At 38.5% G+C, this 16,684-nt stretch carries 17 protein-coding genes and 1 tRNA gene; 17 read left to right on the top strand and 1 reads right to left on the bottom strand.

Annotated elements, in window-relative coordinates; all coding sequences use genetic code 11:
• The first annotated feature begins 48 nt into the window (after positions 1-48).
• The 16 genes from J2S13_RS11690 (at position 49) to J2S13_RS11765 (ending at position 15,313) form a co-directional block, all read left to right on the top strand.
• The gene (locus J2S13_RS11690; RefSeq protein WP_307257946.1) at positions 49-1,485 is read left to right on the top strand and encodes a carbon starvation CstA family protein; all 1,437 of its coding nucleotides are present in this window, start codon (positions 49-51) and stop codon (positions 1,483-1,485) included.
• A gap of 252 nt (positions 1,486-1,737) precedes the next feature.
• Positions 1,738-2,925: an ATP phosphoribosyltransferase regulatory subunit gene (locus J2S13_RS11695; RefSeq protein WP_307257947.1), complete on the top strand. Its 1,188-nt coding sequence runs from the start codon at positions 1,738-1,740 to the stop codon at positions 2,923-2,925.
• Positions 2,925-3,557 (top strand): ATP phosphoribosyltransferase, encoded by a 633-nt coding sequence (gene hisG / locus J2S13_RS11700; protein ID WP_370874028.1) that lies wholly within the window; start codon positions 2,925-2,927, stop codon positions 3,555-3,557. The genes J2S13_RS11695 and hisG overlap by 1 nt, the downstream gene beginning before the upstream one ends.
• Positions 3,558-3,649: 92 nt before the next feature.
• Positions 3,650-4,915: a histidinol dehydrogenase gene (gene hisD, locus J2S13_RS11705; RefSeq protein WP_307257948.1), complete on the top strand. Its 1,266-nt coding sequence runs from the start codon at positions 3,650-3,652 to the stop codon at positions 4,913-4,915.
• A gap of 34 nt (positions 4,916-4,949) precedes the next feature.
• The gene (hisB, locus tag J2S13_RS11710; protein WP_307257949.1) at positions 4,950-5,540 is read left to right on the top strand and encodes an imidazoleglycerol-phosphate dehydratase HisB; all 591 of its coding nucleotides are present in this window, start codon (positions 4,950-4,952) and stop codon (positions 5,538-5,540) included.
• Positions 5,540-6,172, top strand: a complete 633-nt coding sequence (gene hisH / locus J2S13_RS11715; RefSeq protein WP_307257950.1) for an imidazole glycerol phosphate synthase subunit HisH — start codon at positions 5,540-5,542, stop codon at positions 6,170-6,172. The genes hisB and hisH overlap by 1 nt, the downstream gene beginning before the upstream one ends.
• Entirely contained in the window at positions 6,169-6,897 is a 729-nt protein-coding gene (gene hisA / locus J2S13_RS11720; protein ID WP_307257951.1) for a 1-(5-phosphoribosyl)-5-[(5-phosphoribosylamino)methylideneamino]imidazole-4-carboxamide isomerase, read from the top strand. Before hisH ends, hisA begins: the two co-directional genes overlap by 4 nt.
• Positions 6,898-7,656, top strand: a complete 759-nt coding sequence (hisF, locus tag J2S13_RS11725) for an imidazole glycerol phosphate synthase subunit HisF (protein WP_307257952.1) — start codon at positions 6,898-6,900, stop codon at positions 7,654-7,656. It begins immediately after the preceding gene.
• Positions 7,653-8,276 carry a bifunctional phosphoribosyl-AMP cyclohydrolase/phosphoribosyl-ATP diphosphatase HisIE gene (gene hisIE / locus J2S13_RS11730; RefSeq protein WP_307257953.1) on the top strand — a complete coding sequence of 208 codons (624 nt, stop codon included), beginning with the start codon at positions 7,653-7,655 and terminating at the stop codon, positions 8,274-8,276. The genes hisF and hisIE overlap by 4 nt, the downstream gene beginning before the upstream one ends.
• Positions 8,277-8,491: 215 nt before the next feature.
• Positions 8,492-10,009, top strand: coding sequence for a tetratricopeptide repeat protein (locus J2S13_RS11735; RefSeq protein WP_307257954.1), 1,518 nt, complete (start codon positions 8,492-8,494; stop codon positions 10,007-10,009).
• 96 nt (positions 10,010-10,105) lie between these two features.
• Positions 10,106-11,053 carry a thioredoxin-disulfide reductase gene (trxB, locus tag J2S13_RS11740; protein WP_307257955.1) on the top strand — a complete coding sequence of 316 codons (948 nt, stop codon included), beginning with the start codon at positions 10,106-10,108 and terminating at the stop codon, positions 11,051-11,053.
• 638 nt (positions 11,054-11,691) lie between these two features.
• A complete protein-coding gene (locus tag J2S13_RS11745) occupies positions 11,692-12,150 on the top strand; it encodes an NUDIX hydrolase (RefSeq protein ID WP_307257956.1) in 459 nt (152 codons plus the stop codon).
• A 29-nt stretch (positions 12,151-12,179) separates the two neighbouring features.
• Complete coding sequence (gene rapZ / locus J2S13_RS11750) at positions 12,180-13,073, top strand: RNase adapter RapZ (protein ID WP_307257957.1); 894 nt, start codon at positions 12,180-12,182, stop codon at positions 13,071-13,073.
• Positions 13,070-14,032, top strand: coding sequence for a gluconeogenesis morphogenetic factor MgfK (gene mgfK / locus J2S13_RS11755; RefSeq protein WP_307257958.1), 963 nt, complete (start codon positions 13,070-13,072; stop codon positions 14,030-14,032). Before rapZ ends, mgfK begins: the two co-directional genes overlap by 4 nt.
• A 35-nt stretch (positions 14,033-14,067) precedes the next feature.
• Positions 14,068-15,009, top strand: a complete 942-nt coding sequence (gene whiA, locus J2S13_RS11760) for a DNA-binding protein WhiA (protein WP_307257959.1) — start codon at positions 14,068-14,070, stop codon at positions 15,007-15,009.
• Positions 15,010-15,058: 49 nt separating this feature from the next.
• A complete protein-coding gene (locus tag J2S13_RS11765) occupies positions 15,059-15,313 on the top strand; it encodes an HPr family phosphocarrier protein (RefSeq protein WP_307257960.1) in 255 nt (84 codons plus the stop codon).
• A gap of 271 nt (positions 15,314-15,584) precedes the next feature.
• On the opposite strand, the gene clpP is transcribed toward J2S13_RS11765, so the two are convergent.
• Positions 15,585-16,184: an ATP-dependent Clp endopeptidase proteolytic subunit ClpP gene (clpP, locus tag J2S13_RS11770; protein WP_307257961.1), complete on the bottom strand. Its 600-nt coding sequence runs from the start codon at positions 16,182-16,184 to the stop codon at positions 15,585-15,587.
• Positions 16,185-16,439: 255 nt separating this feature from the next.
• Here clpP and J2S13_RS11775 point away from each other — a divergent pair.
• A tRNA-Arg gene (locus J2S13_RS11775) sits at positions 16,440-16,511 on the top strand.
• The last annotated feature ends 173 nt before the right edge of the window (positions 16,512-16,684 follow it).

Raw genomic sequence — 16,684 nt, forward strand, 5'->3', positions numbered from 1 at the left:
TTCACTATATTAAAATTATTTTTTATTCCACATCAAGGAGAGATTCACATGGTTACTTTTTTTGCATCATTATTTCTGCTGGTTGCAGGTTATTTTGTTTATGCCAAAGTAGTGGAAAAAATATTTGGTATTGACGATAGTCGACAAACACCAGCCTATACACAAGCAGATGGTATGGACTATGTACCAATGAGTTGGTGGAAAGGAAGCTTAATCCAATTATTAAATATTGCTGGATTAGGTCCGATTTTCGGGGCTATTACTGGTGCCCTGTATGGTCCAGTTGCGTTTATTTGGATCGTCATTGGTTGTATTTTTGCAGGCGGGGTTCATGATTATTTTTCTGGGATGCTGTCACTAAGGCATAATGGGGAACAGTATCCATCACTCGTTGGCCGTTATTTAGGAAATGCTATGAAGGCAATTATTAATATCATGTCAATTATTTTAATGGTTTTAGTTGCTGCCGCATTTGTAGCGGGTCCAGCACAGTTAATTGATCAAATTACTCCACTTAATTTCACAATGGCACTTGTTTTTGTTTTTGTTTATTTTATTTTAGCCGCTGTTTTACCAGTGAATCGAATCATTGGAAAAATTTATCCGATTTTTGGAGCTATTTTAATCTTTATGGCCGTTTCAATTGCAATCGCATTATTATTTATGGATCGTTCGATTCCGAATTTAACATTTGAAAATTTACATCCCGGAGAGTTGCCAATATGGCCACTTCTAATGGTGACAATCTCTTGTGGGGCTATTTCTGGGTTCCATTGTACTCAAAGCCCAATCGTGGCTCGTACAATGAAAAAAGAGTCTGATGGTCGCAAAATTTTCTACGGTGCGATGGTTGGTGAAGGAATTATTGCCCTTATTTGGGCCGCAGCGGGAATGACCTTTTTCGGTGGAACAGGTGGGCTTCAAGAAGCGATGGCTGCAGGTGGTCCAGCTGGGGTAGTAAATGAAATTTCTACTTCTCTATTAGGAACATTAGGTGGTATTTTAGCGATTTTAGGTGTTATTATTTTACCGATCACAACAGGGGATACAGCACTTCGGTCTTCAAGGATGATGTTGACAGATCTATTATCGAAATTTATGAACACTGATAATAGAGGGATGATTCTTTTCATCACATTAGCAGTAGGGGCACCCACTTTCTATCTATCAACCATTGATTACTCATTTTTATGGCGGTATGTAGGATGGACAAATCAGTTTGTCGCGACAGTCATGTTATGGACAGCTGCTATATATTTATTGAAACAGCATAAATTCCATTGGATCGCAGGAGTCCCGGCTATCTTTATGACAGCTGTCGTCTGTACGTATATTTTCTATGCACCAGAAGGATTACAATTACCATATAATACATCCATGATCATCGGATTTATACTAACAGGAATCGTACTCCTATGGTATGCATGGATGATCATCAAACACAAACAATCCATCACAGCCAACCAACAATCAACAGTAGCATAAAAACAAGACCACCCAAAACCACATGAGGACAAGCACCCCATGTGGTTTTGGTTTTAGATGTCATATTTTTACAGGTGCCAGGCACCATCCAAAATAAGGGAAATCTCTTTAAAGGAATTGTAAAATGTGAAGGGAAGGGTGATTTTTTCTTGACTTGTTTTGGGATGAGGGCTAAACTACATAGTAACTTCAATTCATTAGCATATTAGCAGACTAAAGGATTTCGGAAAAATAAATCTATTGGGTGATCTTATGTCAAAACTTTTTATGTTTGAAAAGCCTGTTGGGATGAGGGACACACTCCCACATATTTATGAAGAGAAACGAAAAATAAAGCAGAGTATGTATAAAGAAATTAAATCCTGGGGATATCAGTTTATCGAGACTCCAACACTAGAATATTATGAAACGGTTGGAACCGCCTCGGCGATTTTGGATCAACAGTTATTTAAACTTCTCGATCAGCAAGGTCACACACTTGTGTTGCGACCGGAAATGACGGCACCAATTGCGAGGTTTGCGGCAGCGAAATTATTAAAAGAGCAAGTCCCATTACGTCTAGCCTATCGTGCTAATGTGTATCGGGCACAGCAACGGGAAGGCGGAAGAGCTGCGGAATTTGAACAATTAGGGATTGAAAATATTGGGGACGATACTGTTAGTGCTGATGCAGAGATCATTGCTTTAATGGTTTCTTCATTACGGGAAATTGGACTAGAAAATTTTCAAATTTCCATCGGTCATATCCAATATGTAGGGGAATTATTTAATCAAATCCTAGGAACTGAAGATCGTGCGAGTACCCTTCGCCGCTATTTATACGAAAAAAACTATGTTGGATTTAAAGAGCATGTAAAACAATTGCCACTGTCATCCATTGATCAACAACGACTCCTAACCTTCTTGAATTTAAACGGTAGTGAAAAATGTTTAGATCAAGCTTATAAGCTGATTGAAGGAGAAGAAGGATTACAGGCCGTACGTGAGTTAAAGCAACTTTGGGGATTATTACAAGAGTATGGTGTAGATCAATATGTGAAATTTGATTTATCACTCGTTAGTCATATGAGTTATTATACAGGGATTTTATTTGAAGTTTACGCCGATAAGGTGGGGTATCCAATTGGAAATGGTGGTCGTTATAATGACCTTCTACAAAAATTTGGTTATCCTGCAAGTGCAACAGGGTTTGGTGTACGGGTAGATTATTTATTGGAAGCGATTGGAACATCCGAATCAACTGAAGAAACTCAATGTATTTTATTTAGTAAAGATCGACGTAAAGAAGCGATTCTACAGGCAAAAAAATTAAGAAAAAATGGCGAATCTGTCGTCTTACAAGATATTGTAGGAGTAGGCGATGTAGATAGCTTTACGAGTACTTTTGATCAAGTCCATTTCTATGTAGGTTCAACAGTGAATGCCGAGGTGAAGCGATAATGTCTTATTTAACAATTGCAATGCCTAAGGGAAGAATCTTTCATGAAGCTGTCGATTTGCTTCGAAAGTCAAATTATCAGCTTCCTCCAGAATTTGATGAATCCAGAAAGCTCATTATTGAAATAGAGGAAGAACAACTTAGATTTATATTAGCGAAACCAATGGATGTGCCTACCTATGTTGAATATGGTGTGGCGGATCTTGGGATTGCAGGGAAAGATGTCATGCTGGAAGAAGAAAGAGATGTGTATGAACTACTTGATTTAAAAATTAGTCCATGCTATTTAGCTGTTGCGGGACTTCCTGATACAAAGATGAATGAAGTAGCTCCGAAAATTGCAACGAAGTATCCGAGAGTAGCTTCTTCTTATTTTCGTGAACAAGGAGAACAAGTAGAGATTATCAAATTAAATGGTTCAATTGAATTAGCGCCAATCATTGGTCTTGCCGATCGTATTGTCGATATCGTTTCAACAGGAAGAACATTAAAGGAAAATGGTCTTGTCGAATATGAACATATTGTGGATATCACTTCTCGATTAATTGTCAATCCAGTGAGTTACCGAATGAAAAACGAGCGGATACAAGAATTAGTCGATCGATTAAATGACGTTATTTTAGAAAAACAATAATCGTGAAAATGAATCAATAATCAAACGAGGAAGGGGCGGGGCAAAGTCGTGGAATTTTGACGCCCCCCTGTACAAGAAAAGGTGATGTGTTTATGAAAATTCAGCAAATCACGAAGGAAGTGTCGATAAAACGCTCCGTCGACAGCGGGACAGAGGAACAAAGAAAAACTGTACAACAAATTATTCGAACAGTAAGAGAACAAGGGGACCAAGCATTATTTGATTATACGAAGCAATTTGATCAAGTAGAGTTAACGAGTTTAAAAGTAACACAAGAAGAAATTGACCAAGCTTACGAAAATATGAAACAAGAACATATTGACATCATAAAAGAAGCTGCGGCCAATATTCGGAAATTTCACGAAAAACAATTACGAGAAACATGGCTTTATGCTGATCAACATGGCAGTGTTCTTGGACAAAAAATGACCCCGCTTGATTCAGTCGGTGTATATGTCCCAGGGGGAACGGCAGCCTATCCTTCTTCTGTATTAATGAATGTGATGCCGGCCAAAGTAGCTGGGGTAAAAAGAATTGCCATGGTTTCGCCACCTGGTAAAACAACCTCTTTACCTGACGGAGTGTTAGTGGCTGCCAATGAAGCAGGTGTAAAAGAAATCTGGAAAGTTGGAGGCTCACAAGCCGTTGCGGCATTGGCCTATGGAACGGAAACGATTCGTCCTGTTGATAAAATCGTTGGACCTGGAAATATTTATGTCGCATTAGCAAAACGAGAAGTGTTTGGCGATATTGATATTGATATGATTGCAGGGCCAAGTGAAATTACAATTTTAGCTGATGAAACAGCGATTCCAAGAGAATTGGCGGCGGATCTTCTATCTCAGGCAGAACATGATATGCGTGCGAGTTCTGTATTAGTCACTACTTCGCAAAACATCGCTGAACAAACGGCGATCGAGGTAGAACGTCAACTTGCTGACTTACCAAGATACGAAATTGCCAAGCAATCAATTGAAAACTATGGAGCGATCTATGTAGCGGATAACTTATTTCAAGCGCTCGATGTTGTCAATCAACTGGCGCCGGAGCATCTAGAAGTAATGACGAAAAATCCATTCGAAATTGTCAAACATATTCGCCATGCGGGAGCGATCTTTCTAGGAAGATACAGTTCTGAACCAGTAGGAGATTATTTTGCGGGACCGAATCATGTCTTACCGACAAATGGAACAGCACGTTTTTCTAGTCCGCTAAGTGTAGATGATTTTATGAAAAAATCAAGCATTATTGCTTATAGTGAGGAAGCATTGCAGCGAAACTATGAAAAGATTGCCGCTTTTGCTCGATTAGAAGGATTGGAAGCTCATGCACGTGCAGTGGAAGCACGTTTTAAATAAAAAAGTACATTTCCAACATAGTGAGGGATGAAGAATGGCAGAAAGATTTGCAGAAATCAGACGAAAGACGAATGAAACCGATGTGGAGGTAGCTTTTGGGATTGATGGAGAGGGCAAAGCAGAGTTAGATACGAATGTTCCTTTTTTAACCCATATGCTCGATTTATTTACAAAGCATGGCCAATTTGATTTAACGGTTCACGCAAAAGGAGATATTGAAATCGATGATCATCATACGACAGAGGACATCGGGATTTGCCTAGGGCATGTTTTAAGACAAGCTTTAGGTGATAAAAAAGGAATTAAACGGTATGGAAATGCTTTTGTACCAATGGATGAAGCATTAGCACAAGTGGTCATTGATTTAAGTAATCGTCCTCATTTTGAAATGCGCGGAGAATTACCGAGTCAAAAGGTAGGGACATTCGATACAGAACTTGTTTATGAGTTTTTGTGGAAGCTGGCATTAGAAGCAAGAATGAATTTACACGTGATCGTTCATTATGGTCAAAATACTCATCATATTATCGAAGCAATTTTCAAAGCATTAGGACGTGCACTTGATGAAGCAACGATCATTGACCCGCGCGTTAAGGGGATTCCATCAACGAAAGGAAAGTTGTGATGATTGGAATTGTTGACTATGGCATGGGAAATTTATTCAGTGTAAGAAAAGCACTTGAACGACTAAATGTTCCTTATCAAATTAGTGAATCACCAGAAGAGCTACAAACAATGGATGGTTTGATTTTACCCGGAGTTGGTTCATTTAAAGATGCAATGGAACTTTTAAATGAGAAAAAATTAACCAATTTTCTTCTTGATTACACAGCAAAAGGAAAACCTTTATTAGGGATTTGTTTAGGTATGCAACTTCTTTTTGAAGAGAGTGAAGAGAACGGCTACTCCAAGGGTTTGTCTTTATTAAAAGGAAAAATAAAACGCATCCCAGCAGAAGGTATGAATGAGACATTCAAAATCCCACATATGGGGTGGAATCAATTAAAATTTCAGCAAGAAAATCCAGTGGTTGAAAAAGTAGAAGAAGGATTCGTTTATTTTGTCCATTCCTATTATGCAACAGAAATGGACAAGGAAGAATTAATTGCAAGCACTCAATATAATGTGGAAATACCAGCAATTGTCGGAAAGGGCAATATATTGGGGATGCAGTTTCACCCAGAGAAAAGCGGTGAGGTTGGCATGCAATTATTAAATAAATATACAAAACTAGTGGAATCAGGGGTGTTCTCATGAGTTTTACAATTTACCCAGCCATTGATATGCGCGGTGGAAAATGTGTTCGTTTAATACAGGGGGATTATAATAAAGAAACCATTTATGGAGACTCCCCTTTCGATATGGCAAAATCCTTTGCAGATGCAGGGGCAGAATGGATTCATATGGTCGATTTAGACGGGGCGAAAGATGGAAAAAGAGTGAATGATCAATACGTTTCAGAAGCGGCGCAAAAGCTTCCAGCAAAAGTCCAAATCGGCGGTGGGATTCGATCGGAAGAAGATGTGGTTCATTACTTGGAGAAGGGAATTGACCGTGTCATCATTGGAAGCCTAGCTATATCCAATCCGGATTTAGTTAAAAGTTTCATTCGCAAGTACGGGGAAAAGGTTGCGATTGGGCTCGATGCAAAAGACGGTTTTGTCGCCACTCATGGTTGGCTTGAAACATCCCAAGTTAAAGCGGTTGATATCGGGAAGGAATTTGCAGATGCAGGAGCAGAAACCTTTATTTTTACTGATATTGCAACAGATGGGATGCTATCTGGACCAAATATTGAAGCGGTCACCGAACTAGCAAAAGCAACCGGAAAGTCTGTCATTGCATCAGGAGGAGTTAGTTCTCTGGAGGATTTACGTGTTATAAAAAAAAATGAACAAGCTGGAGTGGTTGGGGCAATTGTGGGCAAGGCGATTTATACGGGGCAGTTTACCGTTCAGGAAGCGCTGAAAGAGGTGAAATAAATGGTGACGAAAAGAATTATTCCATGTTTAGATGTGAAAGATGGGCGTGTTGTGAAAGGAGTTCAATTTGTCCAATTACGTGATGCAGGAGATCCTGTTGAACTTGCTCATTTTTACGATGATCAAGGGGCAGACGAGCTTGTTTTTTTAGATATTTCAGCTTCCCATGAAGGAAGGAAAACGATGGAGGATGTTGTAAAAGATGTTGCTTCTCAATTGGCGATCCCTTTTACAGTTGGCGGAGGAATTAACTCTCTAGATGATATGAAGAGAATCTTGCGGGCAGGGGCCGATAAAGTGTCGGTGAATACCGCAGCTGTAAAAAATCCAGAGGTGATCAAAGAGGGAGCCCAATATTTCGGATCTCAATGTATTGTTGTCGCCATTGATGCGAAATTTGACGAAAAGTTAGGGTCTTGGCGGGTGTATACTCATGGAGGGCGAGAAGCAACAGATAGAGAAGTCATATCATGGGCGCAAGAAGCGGTTCAATTAGGAGCGGGAGAAATTTTATTAACAAGTATGGATCGGGATGGGGAAAAGGCGGGTTTTGATGTCGCCCTTACAAAAGCGGTAAGTGAAGCCGTTTCGGTTCCAGTCATTGCATCAGGTGGTGCAGGTGGAGCGGAACATTTTCTAGAAATTTTAACAGAAGGAAAAGCGGATGCCGCATTAGCAGCTTCTATTTTCCATTATAAAGAAACAAGTGTACAAGAAGTAAAGAATTTCCTAAAACAGTCAGGAGTGAATATGCGATGAACATCGAAGAAATTCAATGGAATAATCAAGGGTTAATTCCCGCTATCGTTCAAGATGCAAAAACAAAAGAAGTACTCACATTAGCTTATATGAATAAAGAATCCTATCAAAAAACAGTGGATACCGGTGAAACTTGGTTTTATAGTCGTTCCCGTCAAGAGCTTTGGCATAAGGGAGAGACAAGTGGAAACACTCAAAAAGTGGTCAGTATGAAAATTGATTGTGATCAAGATGCGGTCGTTATTTTAGTCGAACCAGCTGGACCTGCTTGTCATACTGGGACAACTAGTTGTTTTGACAAAACGGTTTTCGGTGAGGATAAAGTATCTCCATATGATATTTTACATAAGCTCGAGTCCGTCATTAAAAGTCGCGATGAAGAACGCCCTGAGGGTACTTATACGACCTATTTATTTGAAGAGGGTGTCGATAAAATATTGAAAAAAGTCGGGGAAGAATCAGCGGAGGTTATTATTGCTGCCAAAAATAGAAGTCATGAAGAGCTTAAATGGGAGTCAGCTGATCTTCTATACCACTTATTAGTATTATTGCGTGAACAACGTCTACCATTAACAGATGTTTTATCCGTACTCGCAGAACGACATGAAAAGAAAAAATAAAAATAAATACCAAAGGGGGTTGATGAACAGATCAACCCCCTTTGGTATTAAAAACCTCGTAAAAATCCTCAAAAATGAAAAATCCTCCACCACAAGTGAAGATTTAACAAAAAATTAGAAACTTCTCCATAAATAAATGCTTCGCCATGTTTCGTCAACATTCGATTATATGATATACTACAGTAATCAATTACTGTACGTTTTGGAGGACTTTCATGAGAAAAGACTCAAATATTATGAGCGAAACGGGGAAAATTGTTTCCTTTATTCCAACAGGTGAATATTACTTTTCAAAAGGATTAAAATCTTATCGACGCAGGGATTTGAAAAAAGCAAAAAAATATTTTTCCCGCGCATTCGATTTGGAACCACTTGAACCCATCATCGCATGTCAATTAGCAATTGTCGAAACTGAATTAGGAAATTATGAACAATCTAACCAATTATTGCACCTCATTCTAGATGAACTGGATTCGTTTATGAATGAATGCAATTATTTTTTGGCTAATAATTATGCCCATCTTGGGATGTTTAAGGAAGCAGCTGAACATACAACTGCTTATTTAAAGGAGAACCCAGATGGAGAGTTTGCAGAAGACGCAGAAGATCTCCTTGAAGTGATCCGTTTAGATGGGGATTTGGCCATTGAAACGATTTACGAACAAGACGAACTTATTACTATGCAAGATAAGGCAAAGGACTTACTTGAGATGGGGAATTTCGAAAAGGCGATTTCTGTTCTAGAGGAGATTATTCACAAGTATCCAGAATTTTGGTCTGCCTATAATAATTTAGCACTCGCTTATTATTATTTAGGAGATCTAAAGAAATCCCATGAAATTTTACATGATGTATTAGAAAAAAGCCCTGGTAACTTACATGCACTTTGCAATTTAACTGTTTTTATGTATTATGAAAAACGCGAAGATGAATTGAATCAATTACTTGAAGTATTGCGGAAAATTAGACCGTTAATACCAGAGCATCAATTTAAATTAGGGGCTACTTTTGCATTAGTAGGTCAGTTTGAAGACGCATATTTTTGGTTGAAAAAATTGTATAAAGCAGGATTTCAAGGGGATGCAAGCTTTTATTATTGGTTATCTCATGCTGCATATCAAACTGGTCATCAAAAGACAGCATATACCGTATGGGAGCATGTAAAGGAAATGAGCCCAGAAAAAGAAGGTTCAGAGCCTTGGAATCATTCATCACAGGAAAAGTTAGGTTACGAGCATCATATTTCTTCTATTGTGAAGAGATTGAACAGCCCATATGAAGAGGACCGACTTTTCGGTATTTTTTTATTGTCTGTAACAGATGATAAGCAGAAAGTCACTTCACATCCAGATTTTTGTGATATCGAGACATTATCTATTTATGAGAAATGGTATTTGGCTTATGTTTTGGGGATGGAGTTAACGGGACAAACGGAAGAGAAATTTGTTGAAATGGCACATGAGACCGCTCTTAAACTATATAACCGTTATCATCCAATTGGACATGAAGAAACAGGTTTATTCTTGCTATGGTTTTCTGCTCTTCCCGCACTTTTCGAGCAATCATACCGGCCAGGAAGTCAGGATCGCTTTGCAGCAGCAACTGAATATTTATGGTGTAAATTTCGAGAAAAGAAAAAATCCCAAAAAGAAATTGCGGAAATATATCATATTTCTCCCTCAACTTTAAGAAAATATGTCAAATTTATAGAAGATCTGATCTTTCAAGCATAATGATGGACTTTATACCTGTTGTTTAATAGGATATGAGTATATCGGAAATAATAGTTTAGACATTATTTTCAACGACATATAAAGGGGTGTCTTGAGTTGACTGAGGAAAAGATTTATGACGTGATTATCATTGGTGCTGGGCCAGCAGGAATGACGGCAGCTGTTTATACATCTAGAGCGAATTTATCCACTTTAATGATCGAGCGTGGTGTTCCAGGCGGACAAATGGCTAATACGGAAGAAGTAGAAAATTATCCAGGATATGACCATATACTTGGTCCAGATCTTTCAAATAAAATGTTCGAACATGCCAAAAAATTTGGCGCAGAATATGCTTATGGTGATATTCAAGAAATTATCGATGGGGAAGAGTATAAAACAATTCAAGCTGGATCGAAGCAATATAAAACTCGCGCCATCATCATTGCAACTGGTGCAGAATATAAAAAAATCGGAGTACCTGGAGAGAAAGAACTAGGAGGCCGCGGTGTATCTTATTGTGCGGTTTGTGATGGTGCATTTTTCAAAAATAAAGAACTTGTTGTTATCGGTGGGGGAGATTCCGCTGTTGAAGAAGGAGTTTATTTAACACGGTTCGCTTCAAAAGTTACGATCGTTCACCGTCGTGATGAGCTTCGTGCCCAAAAGATTTTACAACAACGTGCGTTTGATAATGAAAAAATTGATTTTATCTGGAATCATACAGTGAAAGAAATTAATGAAAAAGACGGCAAAGTAGGCAGTGTAACATTAGTTTCAACTGTGGATGGATCGGAGCAAGAATTTAAAACAGATGGTGTCTTCGTTTACATCGGCATGGTTCCTTTAACAAAACCATTCGCTAATTTGAATATTACAAATGAAGCGGGTTATATCGAAACAAATAGTGAAATGGAAACAAAAGTTCCTGGAATTTTTGCTGCTGGGGATGTTCGTGAAAAAACTTTACGTCAAATTGTAACAGCAACTGGTGATGGTAGTATTGCTGCACAATCAGCACAGCATTATATTGAAGAACTAAAAGAAAAATTAAAAGTGAAATAAATTGGAAAATCAGTGGGAACCTCCCACTGATTTTTATTATTTCTTTTACATTCTTTTACAATTGTTTAATTCGTATGTAATCATTATGAAATAATTTTCTTTTATAATTGAAAAGTGAAATAGACCCCCTTTAGTAATATAATGCTTCCCTATTTTTGACACAGGCGAACCCTGTGTTTTTTTTTGCTTAGGAAGCTAAAAAGTTCTTTATCTCAGTCGAAAACTGCGAAATTCGTACTCCGTTTTCTCCCTACGATAAGTCAACATCTGCTCGCAAAACCGGCTCGCCGTGTTTCCTTTATCTCAGTCGAAAACTACGAAATTCGTACGTCGATGAACAGATGCATCCTCTTTTGATCGTCAAGCTCCAGCATCTATCGACTAGCGTATTTCTACGTCTTTTCCCTACGATAAGTCAACATCAGCTCGTGGAATGCCTCGCTGTGTTTCTTTTATCTCAGTCAAAGACTGCGAAATTCGTACGTCGATGAACAGATGCATCCTCTTTTGTAGAATGTTTTCGAATTCATTGAGAGATGGTAAGAAAACATAGTATAATGAAGGGAATAAACAAGTTATTCTACTTTTTATGTTTGAATTCAATAAAATAGCATTGAATTTCTTTTGAGGTGAAGTGGATGCAACGTGTAACGAACTGTCTATTATTAAAAGATCATAAAGTATTACTTTTGCAAAAGCCAAGAAGGGGTTGGTGGGTAGCTCCAGGAGGAAAAATGGAACCTGGCGAATCCATTCGAGATGCTGCGATTCGCGAATTTCGTGAAGAAACAGGGATTTATTTACGTAATCCAAATGTAAAAGGAATCTTTACCTTCATCATGAAGGATGGAGACGAAATTTTAAATGAATGGATGATGTTTACTTTTTTCGCAGAAGAAAGTGATGGCGTTTCAGTCAAGCGCTCAGAAGAAGGCGTATTAAAGTGGCATGATATCGATGAAATTAAAACCTTACCAATGGCAGAGGGAGATCATCATATACTAGATTATATGGTTCATGGAAAAGGAATCATCTACGGAACATTTACTTATACACCAGATTTTGAATTGTTATCTTATCGACTTGATCCGAGTTAATAGGAGGACATAGAGAGGGGATTAAAGATATGAGTGCAGGATCCGTAAGCGATGTACAGCTAGTCATTATTACGGGAATGTCTGGTGCAGGGAAAACAGTCGCCATTCAAAGCTTCGAGGACTTAGGCTTTTTTTGTGTAGATAATCTCCCTCCGACATTACTTCCGAAGTTTCTGGAACTGATGAAAGACTCGGGAAATAAAATGAATAAAGTTGCAGTCGTCATGGATTTACGAGGACGGGACTTTTTTGAACATTTATTTAAAGCATTAGATGAAATTGTTGAGACAACTTGGGTAAGTCCGCAAATTTTATTTCTTAATGCAAGTGATTCTGTTTTAGTGCGGAGATATAAGGAGACAAGACGTTCACATCCGCTTGCTCCTAGTGGGCTTCCATTAGAGGGGATCCAGCAAGAAAGACAGCTTCTTGAAGAGTTAAAAGGAAGAGCACAACTTATTTATGATACTTCTGAAATGAAACCAAAAGAGCTTCGTGAAAGAATTTTAACCGAGTTTTCGGTGAATAAAAGGGCTTATTTTACGGTAAACGTCATGTCTTTTGGATTTAAGCATGGTCTGCCTATTGATGCCGATTTAGTGTTTGATGTTCGATTTTTACCAAATCCACATTATATTGAACATATGCGGCCACGAACAGGGTTGGATGAGGATGTGGCCAATTATGTTATGAAGTGGAATGATACTCAAAAATTCCTTGAGAAAGTAACGGATCTGTTATCGTTTATGTTGCCGCATTATAAAAGAGAAGGAAAAAGACAGCTTGTGATTGCAATAGGGTGTACGGGTGGACAACATCGTTCTGTTGCTCTTTCCGAATATATAGGGCATTACTTCTCAGCAGATTACCACACAAGGATTACACACCGGGATATAAAAAGAAGAAAGGAAATATCAACATGACATCTTCAAATCGAAAGGTTGTAATCATTGGCGGGGGAACGGGATTGCCAGTTCTACTCCGAGGCTTAAAGAAATATCCTATTGATATAACGGCAATTGTTACGGTGGCAGATGATGGGGGGAGTTCTGGACGACTTCGCAATGAAATGGATATTCCACCACCAGGAGATATTAGAAATGTTTTGGCGGCATTATCAGATGTTGAGCCATTAGTGGAACAATTATTTCAACATCGTTTTAATACATCGAATGAACTTTCTGGTCATTCTCTTGGAAATTTAATCATCGCAGCCCTAACTTCTATTACAGGTGATTTTGTCCATGCTGTTCAGGAAATGAGTAGGGTTCTAAATGTGCATGGAAAAGTACTCCCGGCCGCGAATCAAAGTGTTGTTCTTCATGCTGTTATGGAAGATGAAACGGTTGTATCAGGAGAATCAAAGATCCCTTATTCTGGTAAAAAGATCGATCGAGTATTTCTTACCCCAGAAAATGTGAAACCGCTGCCAGAAGCCGTTCGTGCCATTACTGAAGCCGACTTAATTGTGATTGGCCCTGGTAGTCTTTATACGAGTATATTACCTAATTTACTTGTGCCCCAAATAGGAGAGGCCGTTTGCCGAGCAAAAGCAAAAAAAGTATATATATGCAATTTAATGACACAAGCTGGGGAAACATTAGATTATACAGCAAGTGATCATGTCCAAGCGGTATATGATCATTTAGAATGTGCTTCGATCGATACAATTCTGGTCAATAATAAGCCAATACCGGCGGAAATCCAAGCAAGGTATAAAGAAGAGTTAGCTAAGCCAGTCATCTATGATTTGGAACGCTTAACTTCTATCGGTTTGAATGTCGTACAGGATGAATTTGTGTCTTATACAAATGGGGTCATTCGCCATGATACAAAAAAAGTGGCACGAATTTTATATTCCTTAATAAATCAACCGAAATAGTACGATCATTTTTAAAAAAAGGAGGGGTAAAGAGGATGTCATTTGCTTCTGAAACGAAGAAAGAATTAACAACATTAGAAGTGAAAGATTGTTGTGCAAAAGCAGAACTATCAGCACTGATCCGAATGAATGGCTCTCTTTCCTTTTCTAACCGTACCCTCGTTGTCAATATTCAGACGGAGAATGCTGCAATCGCTAGAAGGATTTATACATTACTGAAGAAAAATTATGTAATCACAGTAGAATTACTCGTTCGGAAAAAGATGCGTTTGAAGAAAAACAATGTTTATATTGTCCGGTTAAAAGAAAAGGCACAGACTATTCTAGAAGATCTCCACATTATTGAAGAAGGCTTTACATTTGTTCATCAAATATCAGAAAAATTGATCAAGAAGAAATGCTGCAAACGTTCCTATTTACGGGGGGCTTTTTTAGCGGGAGGGTCTATCAATAATCCAGAGACCTCCTCCTACCATTTAGAGATTTTTTCTTTATATAAGGAACATAGTGATTCCTTGTGTGAATTAATGAACACTTTTGATCTTAATAGTAAAACATTAGAAAGAAAAAAGGGATATATCGCCTATTTAAAAGAAGCTGAAAAAATTACTGAATTTCTAGGTGTAATTGGCGCCCATAGTGCATTACTTCGATTTGAGGATGTTCGTATTCTCAGGGATATGAGGAATTCCGTCAACCGGTTAGTGAACTGTGAAACCGCCAATCTTAATAAAACGATTGGGGCGGCATTAAGACAAGTAGAGAATATTCGCTACATTGACGAAAAGGTGGGTCTCTCTGTACTACCGGATAAATTAAGGGAAATTGCGGAACTTCGAGTGGCACATCAGGATGTCACACTGAAAGAATTAGGAGAGATGGTATCGGGAGGGAAAATAAGTAAATCAGGAATTAACCACCGACTCCGGAAGATTGATGAAATCGCTGAAAAGCTCCGTTCTGGTGAAAAAGTATAAAAACCGATGATATTTGATTCATTATCATGATGTAGGGGGGAAATGTAGAATGTTAGAAAAAACAGTAGAAGTTCAATTGAAAAATGGTTTGCAAGCGCGACCAGCGGCCTTATTCGTGCAAGAAGCAAATCGTTTTTCTTCAGATATATTTTTAGAAAAGGAAGGAAAACGCGTGAACGCAAAAAGCATCATGGGAATCATGAGCCTTGCAGTAAGCCATGGCAGTGCTATCAAACTCTGCATAAACGGCCACGATGAAGAAACAGCTATGGAAGCACTAACCCAATTCATAACCAAAGAATAAAGAAAAGCGGAGGCGACTGCCCAGCGGCGACAAGCATCTGTCCAGCCTTGGCGTGGCGACAGAGCCACAGAAAGGCAGGGCAGATGACCTCGAGCCGCTAGGAGCCGTAGCTAGACAAAGAAAAGCGAAGGCGACTGCCCAGCGGCGACAAGCAAAAATAAAACTCGACACGAATAAGGTGCCGAGTTTTTTCGCTTTGTTTCCTTTATCTCAGTCTAAACTTGTGAAATCCGTACGCCAATGAAAAGAAGCTTACGCATTTGTTTTTCGATTATTTATTCTTATTCACTTCATTACGTGTAATAATATGGTCAATTAGTCCATATTCTTTTGCACGTTCAGCTGTCATGAAGTTGTCGCGTTCTGTGTCACGTTGAATAATATCTAAAGGTTGGCCAGTACGTTCAGATAGGATATTGTTTAATTTATCGCGTAAGAAAAGAATACGTTTAGCTGCGATTTCGATTTCAGTAGCTTGACCTTGAGCTCCACCAAGTGGTTGATGGATCATTACTTCACTATTTGGAAGCGCATAGCGTTTGCCTTTTGTACCAGCAGCAAGTAAAAACGCTCCCATAGATGCAGCCATCCCAATACAAATCGTTTGAACATCTGGTTTAATAAATTGCATTGTATCAAAAATGGCCATCCCAGCTGTAATTGATCCACCAGGACTGTTAATGTAAATAGATACGTCCTTCTCAGGGTTTTCTGATTCTAAAAATAAAAGCTGTGATACAATGGAGTTTGCGACTTGATCATCGATTCCACTTCCAAGCATAATGATACGGTCTTTTAGTAGTCTGGAATAAATATCATACGCACGTTCACCGCGGTTAGTTTGCTCAATAACTGTAGGAATTAAATTCATCTATTCGTTCCTCCTTAAATCTATTTAATAAAAATTGAAAAACAAAGAAATCTTTATGTATGTAATGATACAATGATGGTCAATGAAGGTCAAACAAATCACTTCAACTTTTTCCTTTTTTTCTCGACAAGATCCCACAATGGGGCGTTTTCACCTTTCATCATGTCCAAATCAGCTTTAATATAAACTTTCTCTATTGCAATATCTATATAAATAATTTATAATGTATTATCGTAGCCTTAAAAATAGGTTTATGCCCTCGTGGTGTAATGGATAGCACGTAAGATTCCGGTTCTTAAAATGGGGGTTCGATTCCCTCCGAGGGCGTTTATTTTTGATAAGTGATGGAGCATGAAAAAGAAAGATGAAGAAGCCGATTATTCCTTTTTAAGAATAATCGGCTTTTCTAAGTGCGCCCTGCATGGGCGGATACTTGGTGGTGAAAGTCCACTACAGGCTTGGCAGTAGGAACTGTTAGCGAAAGACAAGGTGGCTATCGT

The organism is Oikeobacillus pervagus (genome assembly GCF_030813365.1).
Lineage (GTDB): Bacteria > Bacillota > Bacilli > Bacillales > DSM-23947 > Oikeobacillus > Oikeobacillus pervagus.

Bases quoted from the DNA above. Each gene is read 5' to 3' on its own strand.
- rapZ (WP_307257957.1), top strand. From the start codon at position 12,180: ATGAGTGCAGGATCCGTAAGCGATGTACAGCTAGTCATTATTACGGGA.
- J2S13_RS11735 (WP_307257954.1), top strand. From the start codon at position 8,492: ATGAGAAAAGACTCAAATATTATGAGCGAAACGGGGAAAATTGTTTCC.
- hisH (WP_307257950.1), top strand. From the start codon at position 5,540: ATGATTGGAATTGTTGACTATGGCATGGGAAATTTATTCAGTGTAAGA.
- hisG (WP_370874028.1), top strand. From the start codon at position 2,925: ATGTCTTATTTAACAATTGCAATGCCTAAGGGAAGAATCTTTCATGAA.
- hisF (WP_307257952.1), top strand. From the start codon at position 6,898: ATGGTGACGAAAAGAATTATTCCATGTTTAGATGTGAAAGATGGGCGT.
- clpP (WP_307257961.1), bottom strand. From the start codon at position 16,184: ATGAATTTAATTCCTACAGTTATTGAGCAAACTAACCGCGGTGAACGT.
- J2S13_RS11695 (WP_307257947.1), top strand. From the start codon at position 1,738: ATGTCAAAACTTTTTATGTTTGAAAAGCCTGTTGGGATGAGGGACACA.
- J2S13_RS11745 (WP_307257956.1), top strand. From the start codon at position 11,692: ATGCAACGTGTAACGAACTGTCTATTATTAAAAGATCATAAAGTATTA.
- hisIE (WP_307257953.1), top strand. From the start codon at position 7,653: ATGAACATCGAAGAAATTCAATGGAATAATCAAGGGTTAATTCCCGCT.
- J2S13_RS11690 (WP_307257946.1), top strand. From the start codon at position 49: ATGGTTACTTTTTTTGCATCATTATTTCTGCTGGTTGCAGGTTATTTT.
- J2S13_RS11765 (WP_307257960.1), top strand. From the start codon at position 15,059: ATGTTAGAAAAAACAGTAGAAGTTCAATTGAAAAATGGTTTGCAAGCG.
- hisD (WP_307257948.1), top strand. From the start codon at position 3,650: ATGAAAATTCAGCAAATCACGAAGGAAGTGTCGATAAAACGCTCCGTC.
- hisA (WP_307257951.1), top strand. From the start codon at position 6,169: ATGAGTTTTACAATTTACCCAGCCATTGATATGCGCGGTGGAAAATGT.
- mgfK (WP_307257958.1), top strand. From the start codon at position 13,070: ATGACATCTTCAAATCGAAAGGTTGTAATCATTGGCGGGGGAACGGGA.
- whiA (WP_307257959.1), top strand. From the start codon at position 14,068: ATGTCATTTGCTTCTGAAACGAAGAAAGAATTAACAACATTAGAAGTG.
- hisB (WP_307257949.1), top strand. From the start codon at position 4,950: ATGGCAGAAAGATTTGCAGAAATCAGACGAAAGACGAATGAAACCGAT.